Source organism: Azospirillum sp. ST 5-10 (assembly GCF_051225715.1).
GTDB lineage: Bacteria > Pseudomonadota > Alphaproteobacteria > Azospirillales > Azospirillaceae > Azospirillum.
This window is the reverse complement of record NZ_JBPJSP010000010.1, coordinates 13,306-31,001: the sequence shown is the minus strand read 5'-3', so window position 1 is coordinate 31,001 and position 17,696 is coordinate 13,306. Positions and strand designations below refer to the sequence as shown.

Below are 17,696 nucleotides of genomic sequence, written 5' to 3'. Positions count from 1 at the left end.
TGGCGAATGGTGACCGAGCTAATCGCCAAAACGACTGAGGCCGCTTCTCCATATCCTTCAATCGACATGAGCAATTGAACGATACGGATCTCTGATCGAGTTTGATTACTTCAGCGGATCGGGGCATAAGCGAAATCGATCGGAACCGGCCAGGCACGGCCATCCACGGCGGAACGGCGCCGGCCGCGCTCCGGACGTCCCGGGCCGGCCGGCCCGCTCCGCGTCATGCGAAGGAGAGCGGAGGCGGCCGGCGGCCGGCGCGGTCCTTCGCGGATCGGGACCGACGTCCGGGCGCGCCAGGAAGGAGGGAACGACCGCCCGAGACAGCAATCCGTCCGCCGACCGGCGACATCTTCAAACAAGGACGACAGGAATGAACAGATTCGTTGCAGCAAACCCGAGCAAATGCATCGGCTGCCGCACTTGCGAGATCGCCTGTGTGCTTGCCCATTCCCAGGACGCGGGCGTCGAGGGGCTGTCGAGCAGCAGCTTCACGCCGCGCCTCAAGGTGGTCAAGACGGCGACCGTCAGCACCCCGGTGATGTGCCACCACTGCGAGGACGCGCCCTGCGTCAACGCCTGCCCGAGTCACGCCATCGGCTACCGGCAGAACAGCGTGCAGGTCGACCAGGAGCGCTGCCTGGGCTGCAAGAGCTGCATGATGGCCTGCCCGTTCGGCGCCATGGACGTGGTGACCGTGACGGCCGTCAAGCAGGTCGCCGGCATCAAGATGAGTCTCGGCGTCAAGGCGCAGGCCCACAAGTGCGACCTGTGCGTCGGCCGCGACGGCGGCCCGGCCTGCGTCGAGACCTGCCCGACCAAGGCCCTCTACGTCATGGACCGCGCCGCGGTGACGCAGACCCTGGCGCTGCGCCGCGAGCGCGCCGCCCTCGAAGCCGCCGAGATCGCGGTCTGATTCCCCGTTTGGACAACGAGGTGGAGACATGGAAAAGCATATGGCTGTCTGCCCGTACTGCGGGACGGGGTGCAAGCTCAACCTCCTGGTCGAGGGCGGCAAGGTGGTGGGTGCCGAGCCGTTGAACGGCGTCACCAACCAGGGCGAGCTCTGCCTGAAGGGCTATTTCGGCTACGACTTCATCAACGACACGAAGATCCTGACGCCGCGCCTGCGCAACCCGATGCTGCGGCGCAGCCGCGACGCCGCCTTCGAGGCGGTGTCCTGGGACGAGGCGATCGCCTACGCCGCCAAGCGGCTGTCCGAGATCAAGGCGAAGCACGGCCCCGACTCGATCATGATGACCGGCTCGTCGCGCGGCACCGGCAACGAGACCAACTTCGTCATGCAGAAGTTCGCCCGCGCGGTGATCGGCACCAACAACGTCGACAACTGCGCCCGCGTCTGCCACGCCCCGTCGGTGGCCGGCCTGATGCAGACGCTGGGCAACGGCGCCATGAGCAACTCGATCGGCGAGATCGAGGACACCAAGTGCATCCTGGTGTTCGGCTACAACGTCGCCGACAGCCACCCGGTGATCGCCCGGCGCATCATCAAGGCCAAGGAGCGCGGCGCCAAGATCATCGTCTGCGATCCGCGCAAGATCGAGACGGCGCGGCTCGCCGACCTGTACCTGCCGTTGAAGAACGGCTCGAACATGGCGCTGGTCAACGCCTTCGCCAACGTCCTGATCACCGAGGGGCTGTACAGCAAGGAGTACGTCGCCAACCACACCGAGGGCTTCGACGAATACAAGGCGATCGTCGCCAAGTACACGCCGGAGTACGTCGAGTCGATCACCGGCCTGGCCGCCGCCGACATCCGCGAGGCCATGCGCATCTACGCCGCCGCTCCCACCGCCACCATCCTGTGGGGCATGGGCGTCACCCAGTGGGGCCAGGGCGTCGAGGTGGTGAAGGGCCTGTCGGGCCTGGCGCTGCTGACCGGCAACCTGGGGCGCCCGAACGTCGGCGTCGGCCCGGTGCGCGGCCAGAACAACGTCCAGGGAAGCTGCGACATGGGCGTGCTGCCCAACGTCTTCCCCGGCTACCAGAGCGTGACCGACGCCAAGATCCGCGCCAAGTTCGCCAAGGCGTGGAGCGTGCCGAGCCTGCCCGAAAAGGTCGGCCTGAGCCTGACCGACGTGCCGCACATGGCCGAGACCGGCAAGCTCAAGGCCTTCTACATCATGGGCGAGGACCCGGCGCAGACCGAGCCCGACCTGGCGACGGTGCGCAAGGGCTTCGAGGCCCTGGACTTCATCATCGTCCAGGACATCTTCATGACCAAGACGGCGATGTTCGCCGACCTGATCCTGCCGGCGACGTCGTGGGGCGAGCACGAGGGCGTCTTCAGCTCGGCCGACCGCGGCTTCCAGCGCTTCAGCAAGGCGGTGGACGCCAAGGGCGACGTCAAGCACGACTGGGAGATCATCAGCCTGATCGCCACGGCGATGGGCTATCCCATGAAGTACGAGAGCACCAGGCAGATCTGGGACGAGCTGCGCGAGCTCTGCCCGCTCTACTACGGCGCCACCTACGAGAAGATGGAAGGGCTGGGCTACGTGCAGTGGCCGTGCCGCGACCTCGACTCGCCGGGCTCCCGGTATCTCTACGAGGGCAACGTCTTCCAGCGCCCGGGCGGCAAGGGGCTGCTGTTCGCCGCCGAATGGAAGCCGCCGGTGGATCAGGTGGACGAGCGGTTCCCGATGATCCTGTGCACGGTGCGCGAGGTCGGCCACTATTCCTGCCGCTCGATGACCGGCAACTGCGCCGCCCTGCAGACGCTCGCCGACGAGCCGGGCTACGTGACGATCAATCCCAAGGACGCCCGCAAGCTGGGCATCAAGGACCAGGAGCTGGTCTGGGTCGCGTCCCGGCGCGGCAAGGTCATCACGCGGGCCAACGTCACCGACCGCACCAACGAGGGTGCGGTGTACATGACGTACCAGTGGTGGATCGGCGCCTGCAACGAGCTGACCGTCCATCACGTCGACCCGACGTCGAAGACGCCGGAGTACAAGTACAGCGCCGTCCGCGTGGAGCCCATCGCCGACCAGATCTGGGCGGAGAACCACGTGCAGCAGGAGTATGCGACGCTGAAGGGTAAACTGAGCAACGCCGTGACGACGGCGGTCGCCAAGGTGCCGGAGTACGCCTGACGCGACGCTGTTCGTTACGGTCGTCGGAGCGGCTGCCCCTCTCCTCTCCCCGGGGGCAGCCGTTTCCGTCGCGCCCCCCTTGGGATGCGTGCCATGCATGAACTGACCATCTGCCAGGCCCTGCTCGACCGGATCGCCGAGGAGCGCGCCGCCCGCGCGTTCCACCGGGTGGTGCGCGTCCGCGTGGAGGTCGGCCGCTTCGGCTGCCTGGAGCCCGACTCGCTGCGCTTCGCCTTCGACGTGATCAGCCGCGACACCTTCATGCAGGGTGCCGTCCTGGAGATCGACGAACCGCCGGGCCGGGCGGTCTGCCTGGACTGCGGCGCCGCCGTGGAGGTCGACTCGCGCCTGGCCGCCTGCCCGGTCTGCCAGGGCCTGCGCCTCGACCCGACCGGCGGCGATTCCCTGCGCTTCATCGAGATGGAAGTGGCCTGAGCGGCCCGCCCCTAAACGGCCCAACGAGGAGAGCCCCCATGTGCATCGCCCTGCCGGTCCAGATCGTCGCCGTGACCGACCCGCGCGCGCCGTCGGTGGCCGTGCAGGGGCGCCACGGCCGCGACGAGGTCAGCGCCGCCCTGGTCGCCCCGCCCGGCGGCGACGCCTCGGCGCTGCTCGGCCGTTGGGCGGTCGTCCATGCCGGCTTCATCCTGTCGCTGCTGGACGAGGCGGACGCCCGGTCGCGCCTCGCCGTGTTCGCCGCCATGGACGGCGAGGACGGCGGTACCGGCGATCTGCGCACCGGCGATGGCGATGCGGATGACGACGCCTGACGCCTCGAGCGGGATCGCTCCAGGTGAGTCCACCTGGAGCGATCCCGCTCGAGCCGGACGGCCTAGGCGGGACGGATGGTCCCATTCCCGCTTTCACCCCGTGCGTGCTATGGGTTTCAATGACGTAAGCCGTGGCTGAGAGCTGGGCCCATGCAGGAAAAGCTGGAATTTCTGATCGCCCTCTCGAAGGAGAAGCATTTCGGGCGGGCGGCCCAGGTCTGCGGCGTCTCGCAACCGAACCTGTCGGCGGCGATCAAGCAGCTCGAAGCGCTGCTCGGCGTGCCGCTGGTCGACCGCGGCGCCCGCTTCATCGGCTTCACCGCCGAGGGCGAACGGGTGCTGGAATGGGCGCGCCGCATCGTCGGCGACTACCAGGCGATGCACGCCGACATCGAGACCATGAAGCGCGGCCTGACCGGCAGCCTGCGGATCACCGCCGTGCCGACGGCGCTGCCGCTGGTGTCGCGCCTGACCGCGGCCTTCTGGTCGCTGCATCCCGGCATCAAGCTGTCGATCGCCTCGCACAGCTCGACCGAGATCCTGTCGCGGCTGGAGAACCTGCAGGCCGACGCCGGCATCACCTATCTCGACAACGAACCCCTCGGCCGGGTCGACGAGGTCCCGCTCTACCGCGAGCGCTACCATCTCGTCACCTCGGTGACCTCCCCGCTGGGCGCCCGCGACACGGTGACGTGGGACGAGGTCGCCGACCAGCCCCTGTGCCTGCTCACCCAGGACATGCAGAACCGCCGGATCATCGACCGCGTCTTCGCCGAGGCCGGGGTGAACGCCGAACCCAAGCTGGAGTCCAACTCGATCATCGTGCTGGAGACCCACCTGATCACCGGCATGTGGTCGACGATCATGCCGAAGATCATGGCCGATTCTCTGCTGATGCCGCCGACCATCCGGGCCATCCCGATCGTCGCGCCCGAGGTCAGCACCCTGATCGGCCTGGTGGTCGCCAAGCGCGACCCGCAGCCGCCGCTGACGGCGGCGCTGATCGCCGACGCCCGGCGCCTGGCGCCGCAGCTCGCCGCGATGGCCTGAACGGCCCCGCTCGCACGACGGCCGCCCGAAGGCGTCGGGCGGGTTTCGCGGTTCCCGGATCAGAAGTTCGCCTGCTCCGCCTCGAGATAGGCGAGGCTGACGTATTTGCCGATGTTGCCGTCCCAGCCCTTGGTCTCGGCGGCGCGCGAGGCGACCCGCGGGTCCGCCAGCACCGCCGCCTTGGCCTCCTCCATGCTGCGGCCGGCCGCCACCGCCGCGGCGCAGGTCTCGTAGATGCCCTCGAACAGCGCGCGCTGCCAGGCGAGGACACCGGGGCCCGGCACGCCGTGGCCGGGCAGCCAGACCTCGGTGTCGCTGTTGGCGCGCAGCGCGTCCATGGTCTCGAAGGTGCCGACGTAGGAACCGTCGTCCATGTTGGCGATGCGCCGGTCCATCAGCACGTCGCCGACGCACATCACCCGGTCCTCCACCACCTCGACGCAGACGTCGGCCGGCGTGTGGGCGCGGCCGTAATGGTGCAGGCGCAGGCGGACGTCGCCCAGCGACAGCTCGTCGCCGTGCGCCACGTCCCGGTTGGGCGGGACGATCCGCGTGCCGGCCGTGGCCTGGTTCGTCCACTTGACCATGGCGCCCTGCCAGAAGCTGCCCTCCACGCCCTCGACCGCCTCGCGGGTCTGCGGGTGGGCGTAGCGCGGCAGATCCGCGCCGTACGCCTCGACGAAGGCGTGGTTCCCCAGCCAGTGGTCGCCGTGATAGTGGGTGTTGACGATGCCGACGACCGGCTTGTCGGTGACCGTGCGCAGCCGGCGGATCGCCATCTCGCCGATCTGCAGCGACGCGCCGGAATCGACGACGACGACGCCCCCCGCCCCCACCACGAAGGTGACGTTGGCCATCATCCCCTGGTTCTGCGGCGTCGGGAAGCCGTCCGGCGACGGGATGACGTAGACGTGCGGGCTGATGCGGCGGACCGGAAGGTCCGGCACCGGCGGCCCCTTGACGAAGGCCTCGACGTCGGCGGCCAGCGCGCCGACCGCCGTGCCGTCGAACAGGCGCGCCACCGCGCCGGCCGCCGCGGCGAGCACGGCGCCGCCGAGGACGCGGCGGCGGATCATGATGCCCATGTCCCCTCCCCTACGGTTCATTGCGCCACTCATTGCGCCACGGCGGCCGGCCGGCCGAGCAGGCCGCCCGACGGACGGTCGACGAGGATGTCGGTCAGCACCGCGCCGATCCACATCGACCACAGCACCAGCCACGCGGTGAGCACGAAGATCGAGGCGCCGGACACGCCGGCGCCGACGGCGCAGCCGCCGGCCAGCACGCTGCCGAAGCCCATCAGGCAGCCGCCGATGATGTAGCGGCGCATCGACGAGCCGTCCCGGAAGCCTTCCAGCTTCAGCTCGCGCGCCAGCAGCCCGGCGAGGAAGGAGCCGGCGAAGACGCCGGGGATGAGGCCGGTGTCGAAGGTCCAGCGCCCTCCCGGCGGCGACAGCACGAGCATCAGGAAATCGGCCGACGGGGCGGTGAAGCTCAGGGAATGGACGGCCACCGGCTCGAAGGCCGAGGCGGCGGTGCGCCAGGTGAACCACCAGGCGGCGGCGACCGTCAGCCCCACCCCCATGCCGCCCAGCCCCATCCAGACGGAAACGCGGTTGCGCCGGGCGATCACCACGCCGGCCGCCAGCCAGCCGAGGCCGAACAGCAGCGCGCCGCCGTGGCCGACCCCGGTCACCGCCAGCAGGTCGCGCTGGTGGGCGTCGATCGTCCACAGCGCGTTGATGGCCGAGCGCGCCGGCGACAGCGCCCCCACGGTCGCCGCCTGCGCGGCCACCGCGAACACCAGCCCCGACAGCAGGGCCCGCAGGTTGCCGGTCGCCGACAGCACCAGCATGCGGCTGGCGCAGGCGCGGGTCAGCGTCATGCCGCAGCCGAACATCAGGCCGCCGATCACCGCCCCCGACAGGCTGCCCGCGTTGTTGAGCTGGCGCACGCTGCCGGTGTCGAACAGGCCGAGCAGGATCAGCCCCTGGGTGGCGATCAGGGCGGTGGAGAAGGCGAGCAGCCACACCGCCAGCCGGTCGCCGAGGCGGCCGTGCGCCACCTCCAGGGTCGACGCGCGCAGGCAGAAGCGCGAGCGCTGCGCCAGCGCCCCGAACAGGCCGCCGACCAGCAGCCCGCCGAGCGCGACGAACCATTCCTCGCCGAGGAGGTCCATGAAGCCGTCGAACGTCACCGCCTGCGCTCCCCGCGCTCAGGGTTTGATGTACGCGTAGTGGTCGCGCGTCTGCAGCTGGGTGATGCGGACGACGCCGGACGGCGTGAACTCGGCCTCCAGCACGAACGCGTCCTTGTCCAGCTTGCGCCGGCCGATGGTGATCTCGCACACCTCGAAGTGCACGCCGCGCGCCTTGAGATCGGCGATCAGCGGGGCGTACTCGATGTCGTTCTTGGCGTCCTTCGCCCCTTCCAGCAGGAGATCGATGCCGTCGGCGTGGGTCACCACGCGGACCTCGGTGTCGGGCGCCACGTCGAGATGGTTGCGGATGTTGCGCAGCGCCTTGGTGCCCTGCACGGCGGCGTCGTCGATGTGGTAGACCACCTTGTCCTGGGCCTGGGCCACGACCGGCACGCCGATCAGCAGCAGGACCGGCAGCAACAGGCGGGCGAGACGGCGGATGATGCTCATGGTGGATCCTTTTCCGGTGCGGCGCCGCTCGGGGCCGTTCAGCGCAGGTAGGCCTTGCCCTCGTCCATCGCGTAGGTCCATGGCAGGCCGGCGTTCTTCCAGCCGTTGACGGTGCGCCGGCCGTCCTTGTCGAGGTCCCCCTCGAAGCCGTCGACCACCGAGTAGACCATGGTGTAGCCGGCCTTGCGGAGCAGGTCGGCGGCGCGCGCCGAGCGGTCGCCCGACCGGCACATGACGATCACCGGCGCGCCGCGGTCCAGCCCGCGCTGCTCCAGGCGCGCCGCCACCGCCGCGACGAAGTCGGAGTTGAGCGCCAGCTTGTAGCGCTTGTTCGCCGCGTCCCAGGTCACCGGCTCCTCGAGGTCGGCATAGGGGATGTTGGCGTCCGTCACCGTGGGCGAGCCGAGGAACATGAACTCGCCCCTGGTGCGGACGTCGATGAACAGCACGCCGTCGCCCCGCTCCGTCTTCATGGCGAACGCCTCGGGCGCGCCGAGATAGAGCCCGGCCTCGGTGCGCTTGGCCTGCGGCACGGCGGCCGTGTCGACCGGCTGGTAGGAGCCGGCCAGGGCGGGCGCCGCGACCAGCAGGGCGGCGAGCGCGAGCCACGTCTTCATCATGGGACCTCCTGCGTGCGCGGGGGCCGGCCGGTTCAGGCGGCCAGGCCGGGGTTGCCGTCGACGCCCTTCAGCGTCGGCAGGTTGAGCGCCGGCGGCCGGACGGTCTTCTGCGCCCGCAGGTGGCGGGCGACGACCTCCCAGACCGGATCGCCGCCGGCGTCGCGCGCCTGCTCCGACACCGGCGCCCAGCCCGCCACCTTGTAGGTCTTTCCGGCCTCCACGGGCTGGCCGCGCAGGGTCATGTCGGCGATGCGCCGGCCGGCGGGAGCCGAGGGGTCGCAGGAATAGGCGAGGCCGCCGACGCGCACCATGTCGCCGCCCTGCTGGTAGTAGGGGTCGGGGTTGAACAGGTTGTCGCAGACGTCCTCGAGCACCGTCTTGATCTGCTCCCCCGTCATCGCGTTGAGGGTGACGTAGGGATAGGTGATGGCGGTCTGGTCCAGCAGGTTCTCCATGGTGATCGCCTGCCCCGGCAGGATCGTCGTGCCCCAGCGGAAGCCGGGGGAAAAGGCGATCTCCGCATCCTGCTCGGCCATCAGGGCGTCGAGGATGAGCTGGTCGAAGCTGCCGTTGAAGTTGCCGCGCCGGTACAGCAGCCCCTCGCTGACCGCCAGCACCTCGCCCAGCCGGTCCTCGTAGGGTGCGCGCACCTTGGTGATGAGCGCGTCCATCTCGGGATCGGCGGGCAGCAGGTTGGCGAACACCGGCATCAGCGCGTAGCGGAAATCGCTGACCCGGCCGTCCCGCACGTCGAGGTCGAGGACGCCGAGGAACTTGCCGTTGGAGCCGGCGTTGGTGACCAGCGTCCGGCCGGACGGGTTCGCCACGATCGTCGGCGCCGGCATGCCGTCGTGGGTGTGGCCGCCGAGGATGGCGTCGATGCCGGTCACCCGCGAGGCCATCTTGAGGTCGACGTCCATGCCGTTGTGGGAGATCACCACGACCACCGCGGCGCCGGCGGCGCGGGCGTCGTCGACCGTCTTCTGCATCTCCTCCTCGCGGATGCCGAAGGTCCAGTCGGCCACCATGTAGCGGGGGTTGGCGATCGGCGTGTAGGGGAAGGCCTGGCCGACCACCGCCACCTTGACCCCGTTGACCGCGCGCAGGGTGAAGGGCTTGAACACGTCGTCGCCGAAGTCGGCGGTCTTGATGTTCTGGGCGACGATCTCGACGTGCCCGGCGAAGTCCTTCTCGGCCACCTCCTGCACCCGCTCCTGCCCGTAGGTGCATTCCCAGTGCAGGGTCATGATGTCGACGCCCAGCAGCTTGGCCGCCTCGACCATGTCCTGCCCCTGGGTCCACAGCGCCGTGCCCGAGCCCTGCCAGGTGTCGCCGCCGTCGAGCAGCAGGGCTCCCGGCCGGTTGGCCCGCACCCGCTTGACCAGGGTCGCCAGATGGGCGAAGCCGCCCACCTTGCCGTAGAGCGGCGCCAGGCGTTCGAAGTCGACGCTGGTGAAGGCGTGCGCCTCGGGCGTGCCGGCCTTGACGCCGAAATGCTCGAGGAACCGCCCGGCGACGAGGTGCGGCGCGCGCCCGGCCATGTCGGCGATGCCGAGGTTGACGCTCGGCTCGCGGAAATAGATCGGCTTGAGCTGGGCGTGGCAGTCGGTGATGTGCAGCAGCGACACGTTGCCGAAGGCCGGGGCGTCGTAGAAGGCGGCGGCCGCCGCCTCGGCGCGGGCCAGCCCGGCGGGCAGGACCATGCCGGTGGCGGCGGCGGCGGACAGGACGTGGAGGAACTCGCGACGGTTCATGGAACGGGCCTCGGTTGCCGGTGGACGGGTGTTGACCGGCCGGCGGTTACTGGTTGACCGGGGACTGGGGATCCAGCAGCAGCGCCATGACGTCCTTCATCTGCGCCTCGCTGAGGATGCCCATGTGGCCGGCACGCGGCATGTTTGAGCAGGCGTTGTTGGACTTCGCGTTGTAGATCTTGGCCCAGGTCGCCCTCATGACCTCCTCGTCGGCGCCGCGGATCTTGCCGTAATTGTAGAGGCTGGGGCCGATGGTGCCGTAGGAGATCTCCTCCGAGGTGATCTGGTGGCAGTTGTAGCAGTTGCCGCCGTTGACCTGGTCGGCCTTGTCGGTCCAGGTGTTGCCGCGGCCGCTCTGGGCGATCGCCTCGCCCGACTTCCAGTCGCCCAGCCATTTGCCGTCGGCCGGCCACTTGACGGTCGCCAGGTTGGCCTTCTCGATCTGCTCCCGGCGTGCCGCCGACGCCGGACTCGACGCGGCATCGGGGTCGGAGCAGAAGGTCTGGGTCTCGTCCTGCTTCAGCCGGTCGAGCTTGACGATGCCCTTCTCCTTGAAGCTGGTCTTCAGCATCCGCTCGAAGGCGGCGTCGTCGGCGCCGGGTCCCCAGGACGACGGCTGCGACTGCGCCAGGGCCGGGCCGCCCGCCAGGAGGACGGCGGCGGCGAGGAACGCGGTGCGGATCATGACGGCCTCCTTCAGCGCTTGATTCCGGGGGTCTGCATGATCGCCCCGTTGGAGTTGGCGGCGATGTACATGGACAGGGCGATGGTCGCCTCGGACGCGTAGACCGGCTCGGGGAAGCGCTGCTGGCGGAAGCAGTCGTTGAGGCGCTGCTGCATCGACCACATCTGGCCGTTGCTGACGCGGTAGGCCGGCCAGGTGGTCCAACCCGCCGCCGCACCTTCGGCGCTGGGGATGTAGGGCAGGTTCTGCATGCGGATGCGCGTGCCGTCCTGCCCGTGGCAGGTGGCGCAGGCGAAGTCGTACGGGCCGCCCTGGTAGAAGAACAGGCGCTTGCCCAGCTCGTACATCGCCTTCTCCTTGGGGTGCGCCGGCGCGACGGCCACCGGCACCTCCCGCGACTGCCCGGAGATGTAGGCGGAGAGCGCGGTCAGCTCCTCCTTGGCCGGGTCCTTGAACGATGCCGCGACGTAGGCCTTGGGGTCCTTGCCCTGCAGCGTCTCCATGCAGGTGAGCAGGCGCGATTCCAGGTCCTGCACCCGGTCGGTGTCGGCGAAGTAGCGCGGGAGGTGGGCGTAGGCGCCCTGCACCACGCCGGCGCCGAGGCCGAGGTCGCACCGCTCCAGCGACGCGTTCTTGGGCCCGGACGGCGTCGTCCACAGCTCCTCGCCGGTCATCTCGTACAGCTCGGCCGGGTTGCCGTCCTGCAGAGCCTCGCGGTAGGCGTCGATGCCTTCCTGCACCTTGTCCTGGGCGTGGACGGCCGGCGCGGCGAAGGCCGCGACGGCGACGAACGCCGCCATCCCCATGCTTGCGCGGTTCATGATTCCTCCCGGATGCCTGTCGTTCTTGTCGCAAGGGCGCCGGCGGGCGGCGCCCCCGCGTCAGGTCACGGTCGCCTCGTCGGTGCGGGTGTCGCCCTTGTTGTCGACCCAGGTGATGGTGACCTTGTCGCCCGCCTGGCCGCCCTTCACCTTGAAGGCGAGGTACGGGTTCTTGGAGACGGACGGCCCCCACTGCGCCTGCAGGACGGTCTTGTCGCCCAGCTTGGCGGTGACCTCGTTGATGAACCAGGCCGGGACGACGGCGCCGCTGGCGTCCTTGCGCTGGCCGGTCTCCATCTCGTGGTTCATCAGGACCTTGATCTCGGTGACGCCGTCCTTCGAGGCGGCGCGGATCTTCATCGGCTTGCCCATGTCGGTGCTCCTCTTCTCTCGCCTCAGCCGCCGCAGCCGCCCAGCGTGACCTTGATTTCCTTGGACGTCGTGTAGAACTTGCCGTCCGCCTTCACCAGGACGTGGACGTTCGACGTCTGGCCCATCTTGATGCGCGCGGTGACGTCGGGGACGGTGTCGGGGCCGAGGTCGAAGGCGGCCGCCAGCATGTTCGGGTTCTTCTCGACCAGGATGGCGATGCGCTCGGTCTTGGGCAGCTTGCTGACCGCCTGGACCGGCACCACGGCGCCGTTCTCGGCGATGTCGGAGGCGATGATCTGCACGTCGCCGCTGTCGGCGGGCGAATCGGCGCCCAGCGCCTTCAGCGCGTCGCCCATGGTCTTGGCCTCGAAGGCCGCCTTGTCCCAGTTGGCCAGCGCGGCGCGCGGGACGACGATCCCCGCCGCCGCCAACGCCCCCAGGAGCGTGAGCACCCGCCGGCGCTCCATCGGTTGCTGCATCATGGTTCGATTTCCTCCTCGATGGGTCAGTTGCCCGGCGCGCCCGCCAGGATCCACTCGACGAGCGTCTTCACGTCGTCGTCCTTCAGCTCGGCCTGGGGCGGCATCGGCACGTCGCCCCACACCCCGTCGCCGCCCTCCTTCACCTTGGCGATCAGCGCCTGGGTGCTGTCGGTCCCGCGGTACTTCGCGGCGATCTCGCCGTAGCTCGGGCCGACGATGCGGCTGTCGATGCCGTGGCAGGACAGGCAGCCGGAGCGCTCCGCCAGGTCGTGCGGCGTCGGTCCGGCGTCGGCGGTCTCCGCCTCCTCGGGGCCGGTGCGCTGGCCGCGGACCGGGCCGACGATGCGGTTCTGGGCGGCGAGGTTGCCGTGCGACCCCTCGGCGTGCTCGGGCAGGCGCGAGACCAGCTCGACCGTCGGCTTGCAGTTCTTCATGCAGGCCGCGTTGGCGGTGTCGGGCGTCGCCGCGCCGAACGCCGCGCCGGGCCACAGGGCGTGCGCCGTGGTCATGCCGTCGCGGTTGGGCATCCGCGCCTGGACGTCGCGGATCGTCTGGTCGCTGAGCACGAAGTCCTCGGGCACGATCTCGGCGAGGTTCAGCAGATAGGCCAGCACCGCGTAGACGTCGTCGTCGCTGAGCGACTTCGGCGCGTTCCACGGCATGGCGCGGCGGATGTAGTCGTAGAGCGTGGAGACCGTCGCCACCTTCATGAAGGTGGTGCGCTGCGGGTAGTCGGTCCGCTTCAGGTTGGCGACGTGGCCGCGCTCCATGTCCTCGGCCGTGGTGCCGCCCACCAGGGGCGTGAAGACGCTGTTGCTCTCGCCGAAGATGCCGTGGCAGCTCTCGCACTTCCCTTCCCAGATCTCCATGCCGCGCTCGACGGTCCCGGAGCCCGGCGGCAGGCCGGCGAAGTCCGGCCCGACGTCGATGTCCCAGGCCTTGAGCTCGCCCGGGGTGGCGGGACGGCCGATGCCGGAGAAGTCGTCGGCGGCGAGCGCCGGCACGGCCGTGACCAGCAGGCCGGCGAGAAGGGCCGCTTCAAAGGATCTGGACATTGCTCACGTCCCCGCTCTCGGCGACCTGCCAGGACTGGATCGCGTTGTTGTGGTAGATCGAGCGCGAGCCGCGCACGCCGCGCAGCTGCCCGTAGCTCGGCTGGACGTAGCCGGTCTCGTCGGTGGCCCGCGACTGCAGGAGCGCCGGCCGGCCGTCCCACCGCCAGGGCACGCTGAAGCGGGTCAGGCACTTGGAGAGGAGCGGCGTCTGCAGGGTCGCCTCGACCCAGTTGATGCCGCCGTCGAACGACACGTCGACCCGCGCCACCTTGCCGCGCCCCGACCACGCCAGGCCGGTCACCGTGAAGAAGCCCTTGTCCAGCAGCGTCTGGCCGCCGGACGGGGTGGTGATCACCGACTTGCACTCCTGGATCGAGGTGTACTGCCGGTGCTGCCCGTCGGGCATCAGGTCGACGTAGTGGATCGCCTCGTCCTTGGCGGCGTAGGGGCGGTCGCCCACCTCGATCCGGCGCAGCCACTTCACCCAGGACACGCCCTGCACGCCGGGCACCACCAGGCGCAGGGGATAGCCGTTCTCCGGCCGCAGCATCTCGCCGTTCTGCCCGTAGGCCACCAGCACCTCGCCGGACAGCACCAGCTCGATGGGGATGGTCCGGGTCATCGACGAGCCGTCGCCGCCTTCGGCGAGCACGAACTTCGCCGCCTTCAGGTCGGCGCCGCAGTCCTCCAGCAGGGTGCGCAGCGGCACCCCGGTGAACTCGCTGCACGACAGCATGCCGTGGGTGTACTGCACCGTGGGGACGGCGACGTTGCCCCATTCCATCCCGGTGTTGGCGCCGCACTCGATGAAGTGCATGCGCGACACCGACGGCAGCCGCATCAGATCGTCGAGCGTGTAGACCTTGGGCCGCCCGACGAGCTCCGGCCGCGCGCCGTTGACCATGAAGCGGTGCTTGGTGGGATCGATGTCGTGCCAGCCCTGGTGGTGCCGCTCGAAATGCAGGCCGGACGGCGTGATGATCCCGAACAGGCCCTGCAGCGGGGCGAAGGAGACGCTGGCGGCGGCGACCTGGGTCAGGCCGGGGCTCTGGCGGCGCGCCAGCCCGCGCTCGTACTTGGAGGGCATGCCGTAGGGGTTGGCCGCCACCGGCTGGCCGAGGCTGCTGCCCCAGGGCGTCGGCTCCAGGATGTTGGCGTCGCCGTCGGCCGCCAGGGCGCGGCCGCCCGCGCCGGCGGTGGCGGCGGCGACGGTGGCGGCGCTCGCCGCGAGGAAGCTGGCGCGCAGGAAATCGCGCCGTCCCTTGCTGACGAGCTGGACCTGCTCCTTGGTGAGAAAGTTTTCGGGGGCCCGCCGCAGACGTCCGGAAGACAAGTCCGCGCCGGGGTCAAGCAGGTCGGTGCGGGGAATCGCCCCGCCCATAGGCCGCAACCTGGTCATTTCCATCCCTGTCCTAGCCGGTCGGCACCGCAAATCTCTTACCCGTGAAACTATAGGGAATACGAGCAATCCGCGCCAACCGGGTAGAACCCGGTGCCAACCCAGGGTTTTCCCGGGGTCCTATGACGTTTTCTATGACGAACGGCCGGGCGTGACCCGGTCAGGCCAGGGTCACGCCGTCGGGAGCAAGCATCATCCGCGCAAGTTCCGCGACGGATTTGGCGCGCATCTTCTCCATGGCCATCTGCCGGTGGCCTTCGACGGTCTTGATGGAGATGTTGAGCGCCGCGGCGATCTCCTTGTTCTGCTTGCCGTCGAGGACCAGGGTCAGCACCTCGCGCTCGCGCCGGCTGAGCTGGGCGAGGCGCGCCTGGACCACCTCGTGGCCGGCGCTGCGCTCCAGGATCAGGCGGCACTTGCGGATGGCGGCGTTCACCGCGTCGAGGAGGGCCTGGTCCTTGTAGGGCTTCTCGATGAAGTCCTCCGCCCCGGCCTTCAGGGCGGCGACCGCCAGCGGCACGTCGCCGTGGCCGGTGACGATGACGACCGGCCGCTTGCAGCCCTCCTGCTTGAGATGGCGCAGCAGCTCGATGCCGCTCATGCCGGGCATGCGGATGTCCATCAGGATGCAGCCGGGGCGCAGCGGCGGCTGCAGCCAGGACGAGCGCAGGAAGTCCTCGGCCGAGGCGAAGGTCTCGCAGGGGATGCCGACCGAGGCGAGCAGGTAGGCGACCGAGGTCCGCATCCCCTCGTCGTCGTCGACCACCAGGACCATGGGGGTGTCCGTCATCATGTCTCCTCCTCGGCCGGCGGCAAGATGAATCGCATGGTCAGCCCGCCGCCCGGATTGGCCGCCGCCCAGATCCGGCCGCCGTGCCGCTCGACGATGGTCCGGCAGATCGCCAGCCCGAGTCCGAGCCCGTCCGGCTTGGTGGTGTAGAAGGGCTCGAACATCCGCGCCGCTCCCTCCGCCGGGATGCCCGGGCCGTCGTCGCGCACCGCCACCTCGACCATGCCGCCGGACGCGGCGGTGCGCACGGCCACGGCGCCGCGGCCGACGTCGAGGGTCGCGTCGACGGCGTTCTGCAGGAGGTTCAGCAGCACCTGCTGCAGCTCCGCCTTGTCCGCCCGCACCGTCGGCAGGGCGGCGGCGAGGTCGGTGTGGATGGGAACGCCCCGCGGCGCGCCGAACAGGGACAGTGTCTCGACCACCACGGCGTTGAGGTCGACGGCCGAGCGCTGGGCGTCGCGGCGGCGCACGAAGCCGCGGGTGCGCTGGATGATGGCGGTCGCCCGCTCCGCCTGCTGCGCCACCGCGCCGGCCCCCTGCCGGAGCATCGCCAGGTCCGGCTCCCTGGCGTCGAGGATGCGGCTCATGCCGTGGGCGTAGTTGGCGATGGCCCCCAGCGGCTGGTTGAGTTCGTGGGCGATGTTGCTGGCCATCTCGCCGACGATGCCGAGGCGGGAGAGCTGGTCGCGCTCCTCGCGCAGGCGCAGCGCGGCCGCCTCGGCCCGCTCGCGCTCGGCGATCTCGCGCTCCAGCTCGCGGGTGCGCCGGCGCACCAGCACCTCGACGCGGGCGGCGTGGACGACCCACCACGCCACGGCGGCGGCGACCGCCACCAGCCACTGCCAGTTCCGCCGGATCAGCTCGTCCAGGCCGGGCGCGGTGCGCGGATAGGGACCGATGTGCAGCGTGCGGAACAGCTCGTGCACCGAGGTGTAGTCGAGCGGCGCCGTCCAGGTCTTGCCGTCGGTCTGCGGCATGGTCAGGAGCGCCGCCGCCACCCGCCGCGCCAGGTCGCGCGGCGCGTGCGGCACCCGCGCGAACGGCCAGTCGGGATAGAGCCGGGACGACAGGCGGCACGGCAGCTCCGCGGCCGGGCGCTCGTCCAGCACGGCGAACTCGCCGGGGACGACCCGGCCCTGGGCCTCCAGCTCCTCCAGCAGGCAGGTGCGGACGATGCCGGCGTCGGCCTCGCCGTTGCGGACGGCCTCGACGACGCCCTCCATGGGGAAGTCCACCAGGGTCAGCGCGCGCAGGTCGGAGAACGGCCGGACGCCGGCCTCCTCCATCTCCCGCCAGGCGATCTGGAAGCCGCCGAAGGCGTCGGTGGAGACGGCCGCCATCGTCTTGTCCCTGAGGTCCTTCAGCCCGGCGATGTCCCGGCGGTCGGCGCGGCGGATCACCGTCGACCCCACCGCCGCCATGGGCGAGCCCACGGGCGCGACCTCGACGGTGGCGATCCGCGTCACGGCGAAGCGCGCTTCGAGGGTCACGTAGTTGCCGGGATTCGTGATGACGAAGTCGACCTCCCGGCCGGACACCGCCATCACCATGCCGGGAAGGTCGAGAGGCACCATCGTGAACCGGTGGCCGTCCACGGTCCGGTTGAGATAGGCCAAGGTCGGCTCCCAGTCCCGGGCCGCCCGCTCCGACCCCTGGTAGGCGAGCACGCCGACCCGCACCACGCCCGTCTCCGCACGGGCGCCGCCGCCCCACAGGCCGACGACGAACAGAAGGCACAGCCAGCGCAACATCGGCTGCAGTATAACGCACTTTGCGGACTGTCAGCGCAGCAATCTGTCGCACCGGCATCCCGCGGGACGCGGCGATGCGTATCGCGTGTTTTTCCTTCTCCGCGCGCCACGCCGGGCAACGGTTCCCGTCACGGTCGACTTGACCGCACGTCCCTCGTGTCGGAAGATGGGCCGCCGGTCGATACCGGAGGAGGAACGCATGGGCTCCTCGGCTTCTCGGAAACGCGTTCCCCGGCCCGCTCCGGCCGGATCATCCTCGTCCACCCCGCGACCCGCCACACCCGGTGTGATCCTGCTGCGGCCCGCCGGTCCGATCAGGTCGCCGACGCGCACGCCGCCAGCACCGCCCACCCGGTTCCCGGCGCAGCCCTCCCTTCAGGC

At 70.2% G+C, this 17,696-nt stretch carries 18 protein-coding genes; 5 read left to right on the top strand and 13 right to left on the bottom strand.

Annotation, left to right across the window (positions count from 1 at the left end; translation table 11 throughout):
• Window positions 1–439 precede the first annotated feature (439 nt).
• The 5 genes from ACSBPG_RS13465 to ACSBPG_RS13445 all read left to right on the top strand — a co-directional run bounded on the left by ACSBPG_RS13465 (window position 440) and on the right by ACSBPG_RS13445 (window position 4,936).
• Complete coding sequence (locus ACSBPG_RS13465) at window positions 440–916, top strand: 4Fe-4S dicluster domain-containing protein (protein ID WP_435537685.1); 477 nt, start codon at window positions 440–442, stop codon at window positions 914–916.
• 28 nt (window positions 917–944) lie between these two features.
• Window positions 945–3,116: a formate dehydrogenase subunit alpha gene (gene fdhF / locus ACSBPG_RS13460; RefSeq protein ID WP_435537684.1), complete on the top strand. Its 2,172-nt coding sequence runs from the start codon at window positions 945–947 to the stop codon at window positions 3,114–3,116.
• A 93-nt stretch (window positions 3,117–3,209) separates the two neighbouring features.
• Window positions 3,210–3,551, top strand: coding sequence for a hydrogenase maturation nickel metallochaperone HypA (gene hypA / locus ACSBPG_RS13455; protein WP_435537683.1), 342 nt, complete (start codon window positions 3,210–3,212; stop codon window positions 3,549–3,551).
• A 38-nt stretch (window positions 3,552–3,589) separates the two neighbouring features.
• The gene (locus ACSBPG_RS13450; protein WP_435537682.1) at window positions 3,590–3,886 is read left to right on the top strand and encodes a HypC/HybG/HupF family hydrogenase formation chaperone; all 297 of its coding nucleotides are present in this window, start codon (window positions 3,590–3,592) and stop codon (window positions 3,884–3,886) included.
• Between the two features lie 150 nt (window positions 3,887–4,036).
• Window positions 4,037–4,936, top strand: coding sequence for a LysR family transcriptional regulator (locus ACSBPG_RS13445; RefSeq protein ID WP_435537681.1), 900 nt, complete (start codon window positions 4,037–4,039; stop codon window positions 4,934–4,936).
• Between the two features lie 59 nt (window positions 4,937–4,995).
• On the opposite strand, the gene ACSBPG_RS13440 is transcribed toward ACSBPG_RS13445, so the two are convergent.
• The 13 genes from ACSBPG_RS13440 to ACSBPG_RS13380 all read right to left on the bottom strand — a co-directional run bounded on the left by ACSBPG_RS13440 (window position 4,996) and on the right by ACSBPG_RS13380 (window position 17,315).
• Complete coding sequence (locus ACSBPG_RS13440) at window positions 4,996–6,021, bottom strand: MBL fold metallo-hydrolase (RefSeq protein ID WP_435537680.1); 1,026 nt, start codon at window positions 6,019–6,021, stop codon at window positions 4,996–4,998.
• 29 nt (window positions 6,022–6,050) lie between these two features.
• The gene (locus tag ACSBPG_RS13435; RefSeq protein WP_435537679.1) at window positions 6,051–7,133 is read right to left on the bottom strand and encodes a YeeE/YedE family protein; all 1,083 of its coding nucleotides are present in this window, start codon (window positions 7,131–7,133) and stop codon (window positions 6,051–6,053) included.
• Window positions 7,134–7,151: 18 nt separating this feature from the next.
• The gene (locus ACSBPG_RS13430) at window positions 7,152–7,586 is read right to left on the bottom strand and encodes a DsrE family protein (protein WP_435537678.1); all 435 of its coding nucleotides are present in this window, start codon (window positions 7,584–7,586) and stop codon (window positions 7,152–7,154) included.
• 38 nt (window positions 7,587–7,624) lie between these two features.
• Window positions 7,625–8,206: a rhodanese-like domain-containing protein gene (locus ACSBPG_RS13425; RefSeq protein WP_435537677.1), complete on the bottom strand. Its 582-nt coding sequence runs from the start codon at window positions 8,204–8,206 to the stop codon at window positions 7,625–7,627.
• A 32-nt stretch (window positions 8,207–8,238) separates the two neighbouring features.
• Entirely contained in the window at window positions 8,239–9,960 is a 1,722-nt protein-coding gene (gene soxB, locus ACSBPG_RS13420; protein WP_435537676.1) for a thiosulfohydrolase SoxB, read from the bottom strand.
• A gap of 46 nt (window positions 9,961–10,006) precedes the next feature.
• A complete protein-coding gene (soxX, locus tag ACSBPG_RS13415; protein ID WP_435537675.1) occupies window positions 10,007–10,645 on the bottom strand; it encodes a sulfur oxidation c-type cytochrome SoxX in 639 nt (212 codons plus the stop codon).
• An 11-nt stretch (window positions 10,646–10,656) separates the two neighbouring features.
• Window positions 10,657–11,466 (bottom strand): sulfur oxidation c-type cytochrome SoxA, encoded by an 810-nt coding sequence (gene soxA, locus ACSBPG_RS13410; RefSeq protein ID WP_435537674.1) that lies wholly within the window; start codon window positions 11,464–11,466, stop codon window positions 10,657–10,659.
• Between the two features lie 60 nt (window positions 11,467–11,526).
• Entirely contained in the window at window positions 11,527–11,838 is a 312-nt protein-coding gene (soxZ, locus tag ACSBPG_RS13405; protein WP_435537673.1) for a thiosulfate oxidation carrier complex protein SoxZ, read from the bottom strand.
• A gap of 23 nt (window positions 11,839–11,861) precedes the next feature.
• Window positions 11,862–12,320 carry a thiosulfate oxidation carrier protein SoxY gene (gene soxY / locus ACSBPG_RS13400; RefSeq protein WP_435537672.1) on the bottom strand — a complete coding sequence of 153 codons (459 nt, stop codon included), beginning with the start codon at window positions 12,318–12,320 and terminating at the stop codon, window positions 11,862–11,864.
• Window positions 12,321–12,343: 23 nt separating this feature from the next.
• A complete protein-coding gene (locus ACSBPG_RS13395; RefSeq protein ID WP_435537671.1) occupies window positions 12,344–13,375 on the bottom strand; it encodes a c-type cytochrome in 1,032 nt (343 codons plus the stop codon).
• Complete coding sequence (gene soxC / locus ACSBPG_RS13390) at window positions 13,359–14,708, bottom strand: sulfite dehydrogenase (protein WP_435537670.1); 1,350 nt, start codon at window positions 14,706–14,708, stop codon at window positions 13,359–13,361. Before soxC ends, ACSBPG_RS13395 begins: the two co-directional genes overlap by 17 nt.
• Window positions 14,709–14,934: 226 nt before the next feature.
• Window positions 14,935–15,567 (bottom strand): response regulator transcription factor, encoded by a 633-nt coding sequence (locus ACSBPG_RS13385; protein ID WP_435537669.1) that lies wholly within the window; start codon window positions 15,565–15,567, stop codon window positions 14,935–14,937.
• Complete coding sequence (locus tag ACSBPG_RS13380) at window positions 15,564–17,315, bottom strand: sensor histidine kinase (RefSeq protein ID WP_435537668.1); 1,752 nt, start codon at window positions 17,313–17,315, stop codon at window positions 15,564–15,566. The genes ACSBPG_RS13385 and ACSBPG_RS13380 overlap by 4 nt, the downstream gene beginning before the upstream one ends.
• Window positions 17,316–17,696 lie beyond the last annotated feature (381 nt).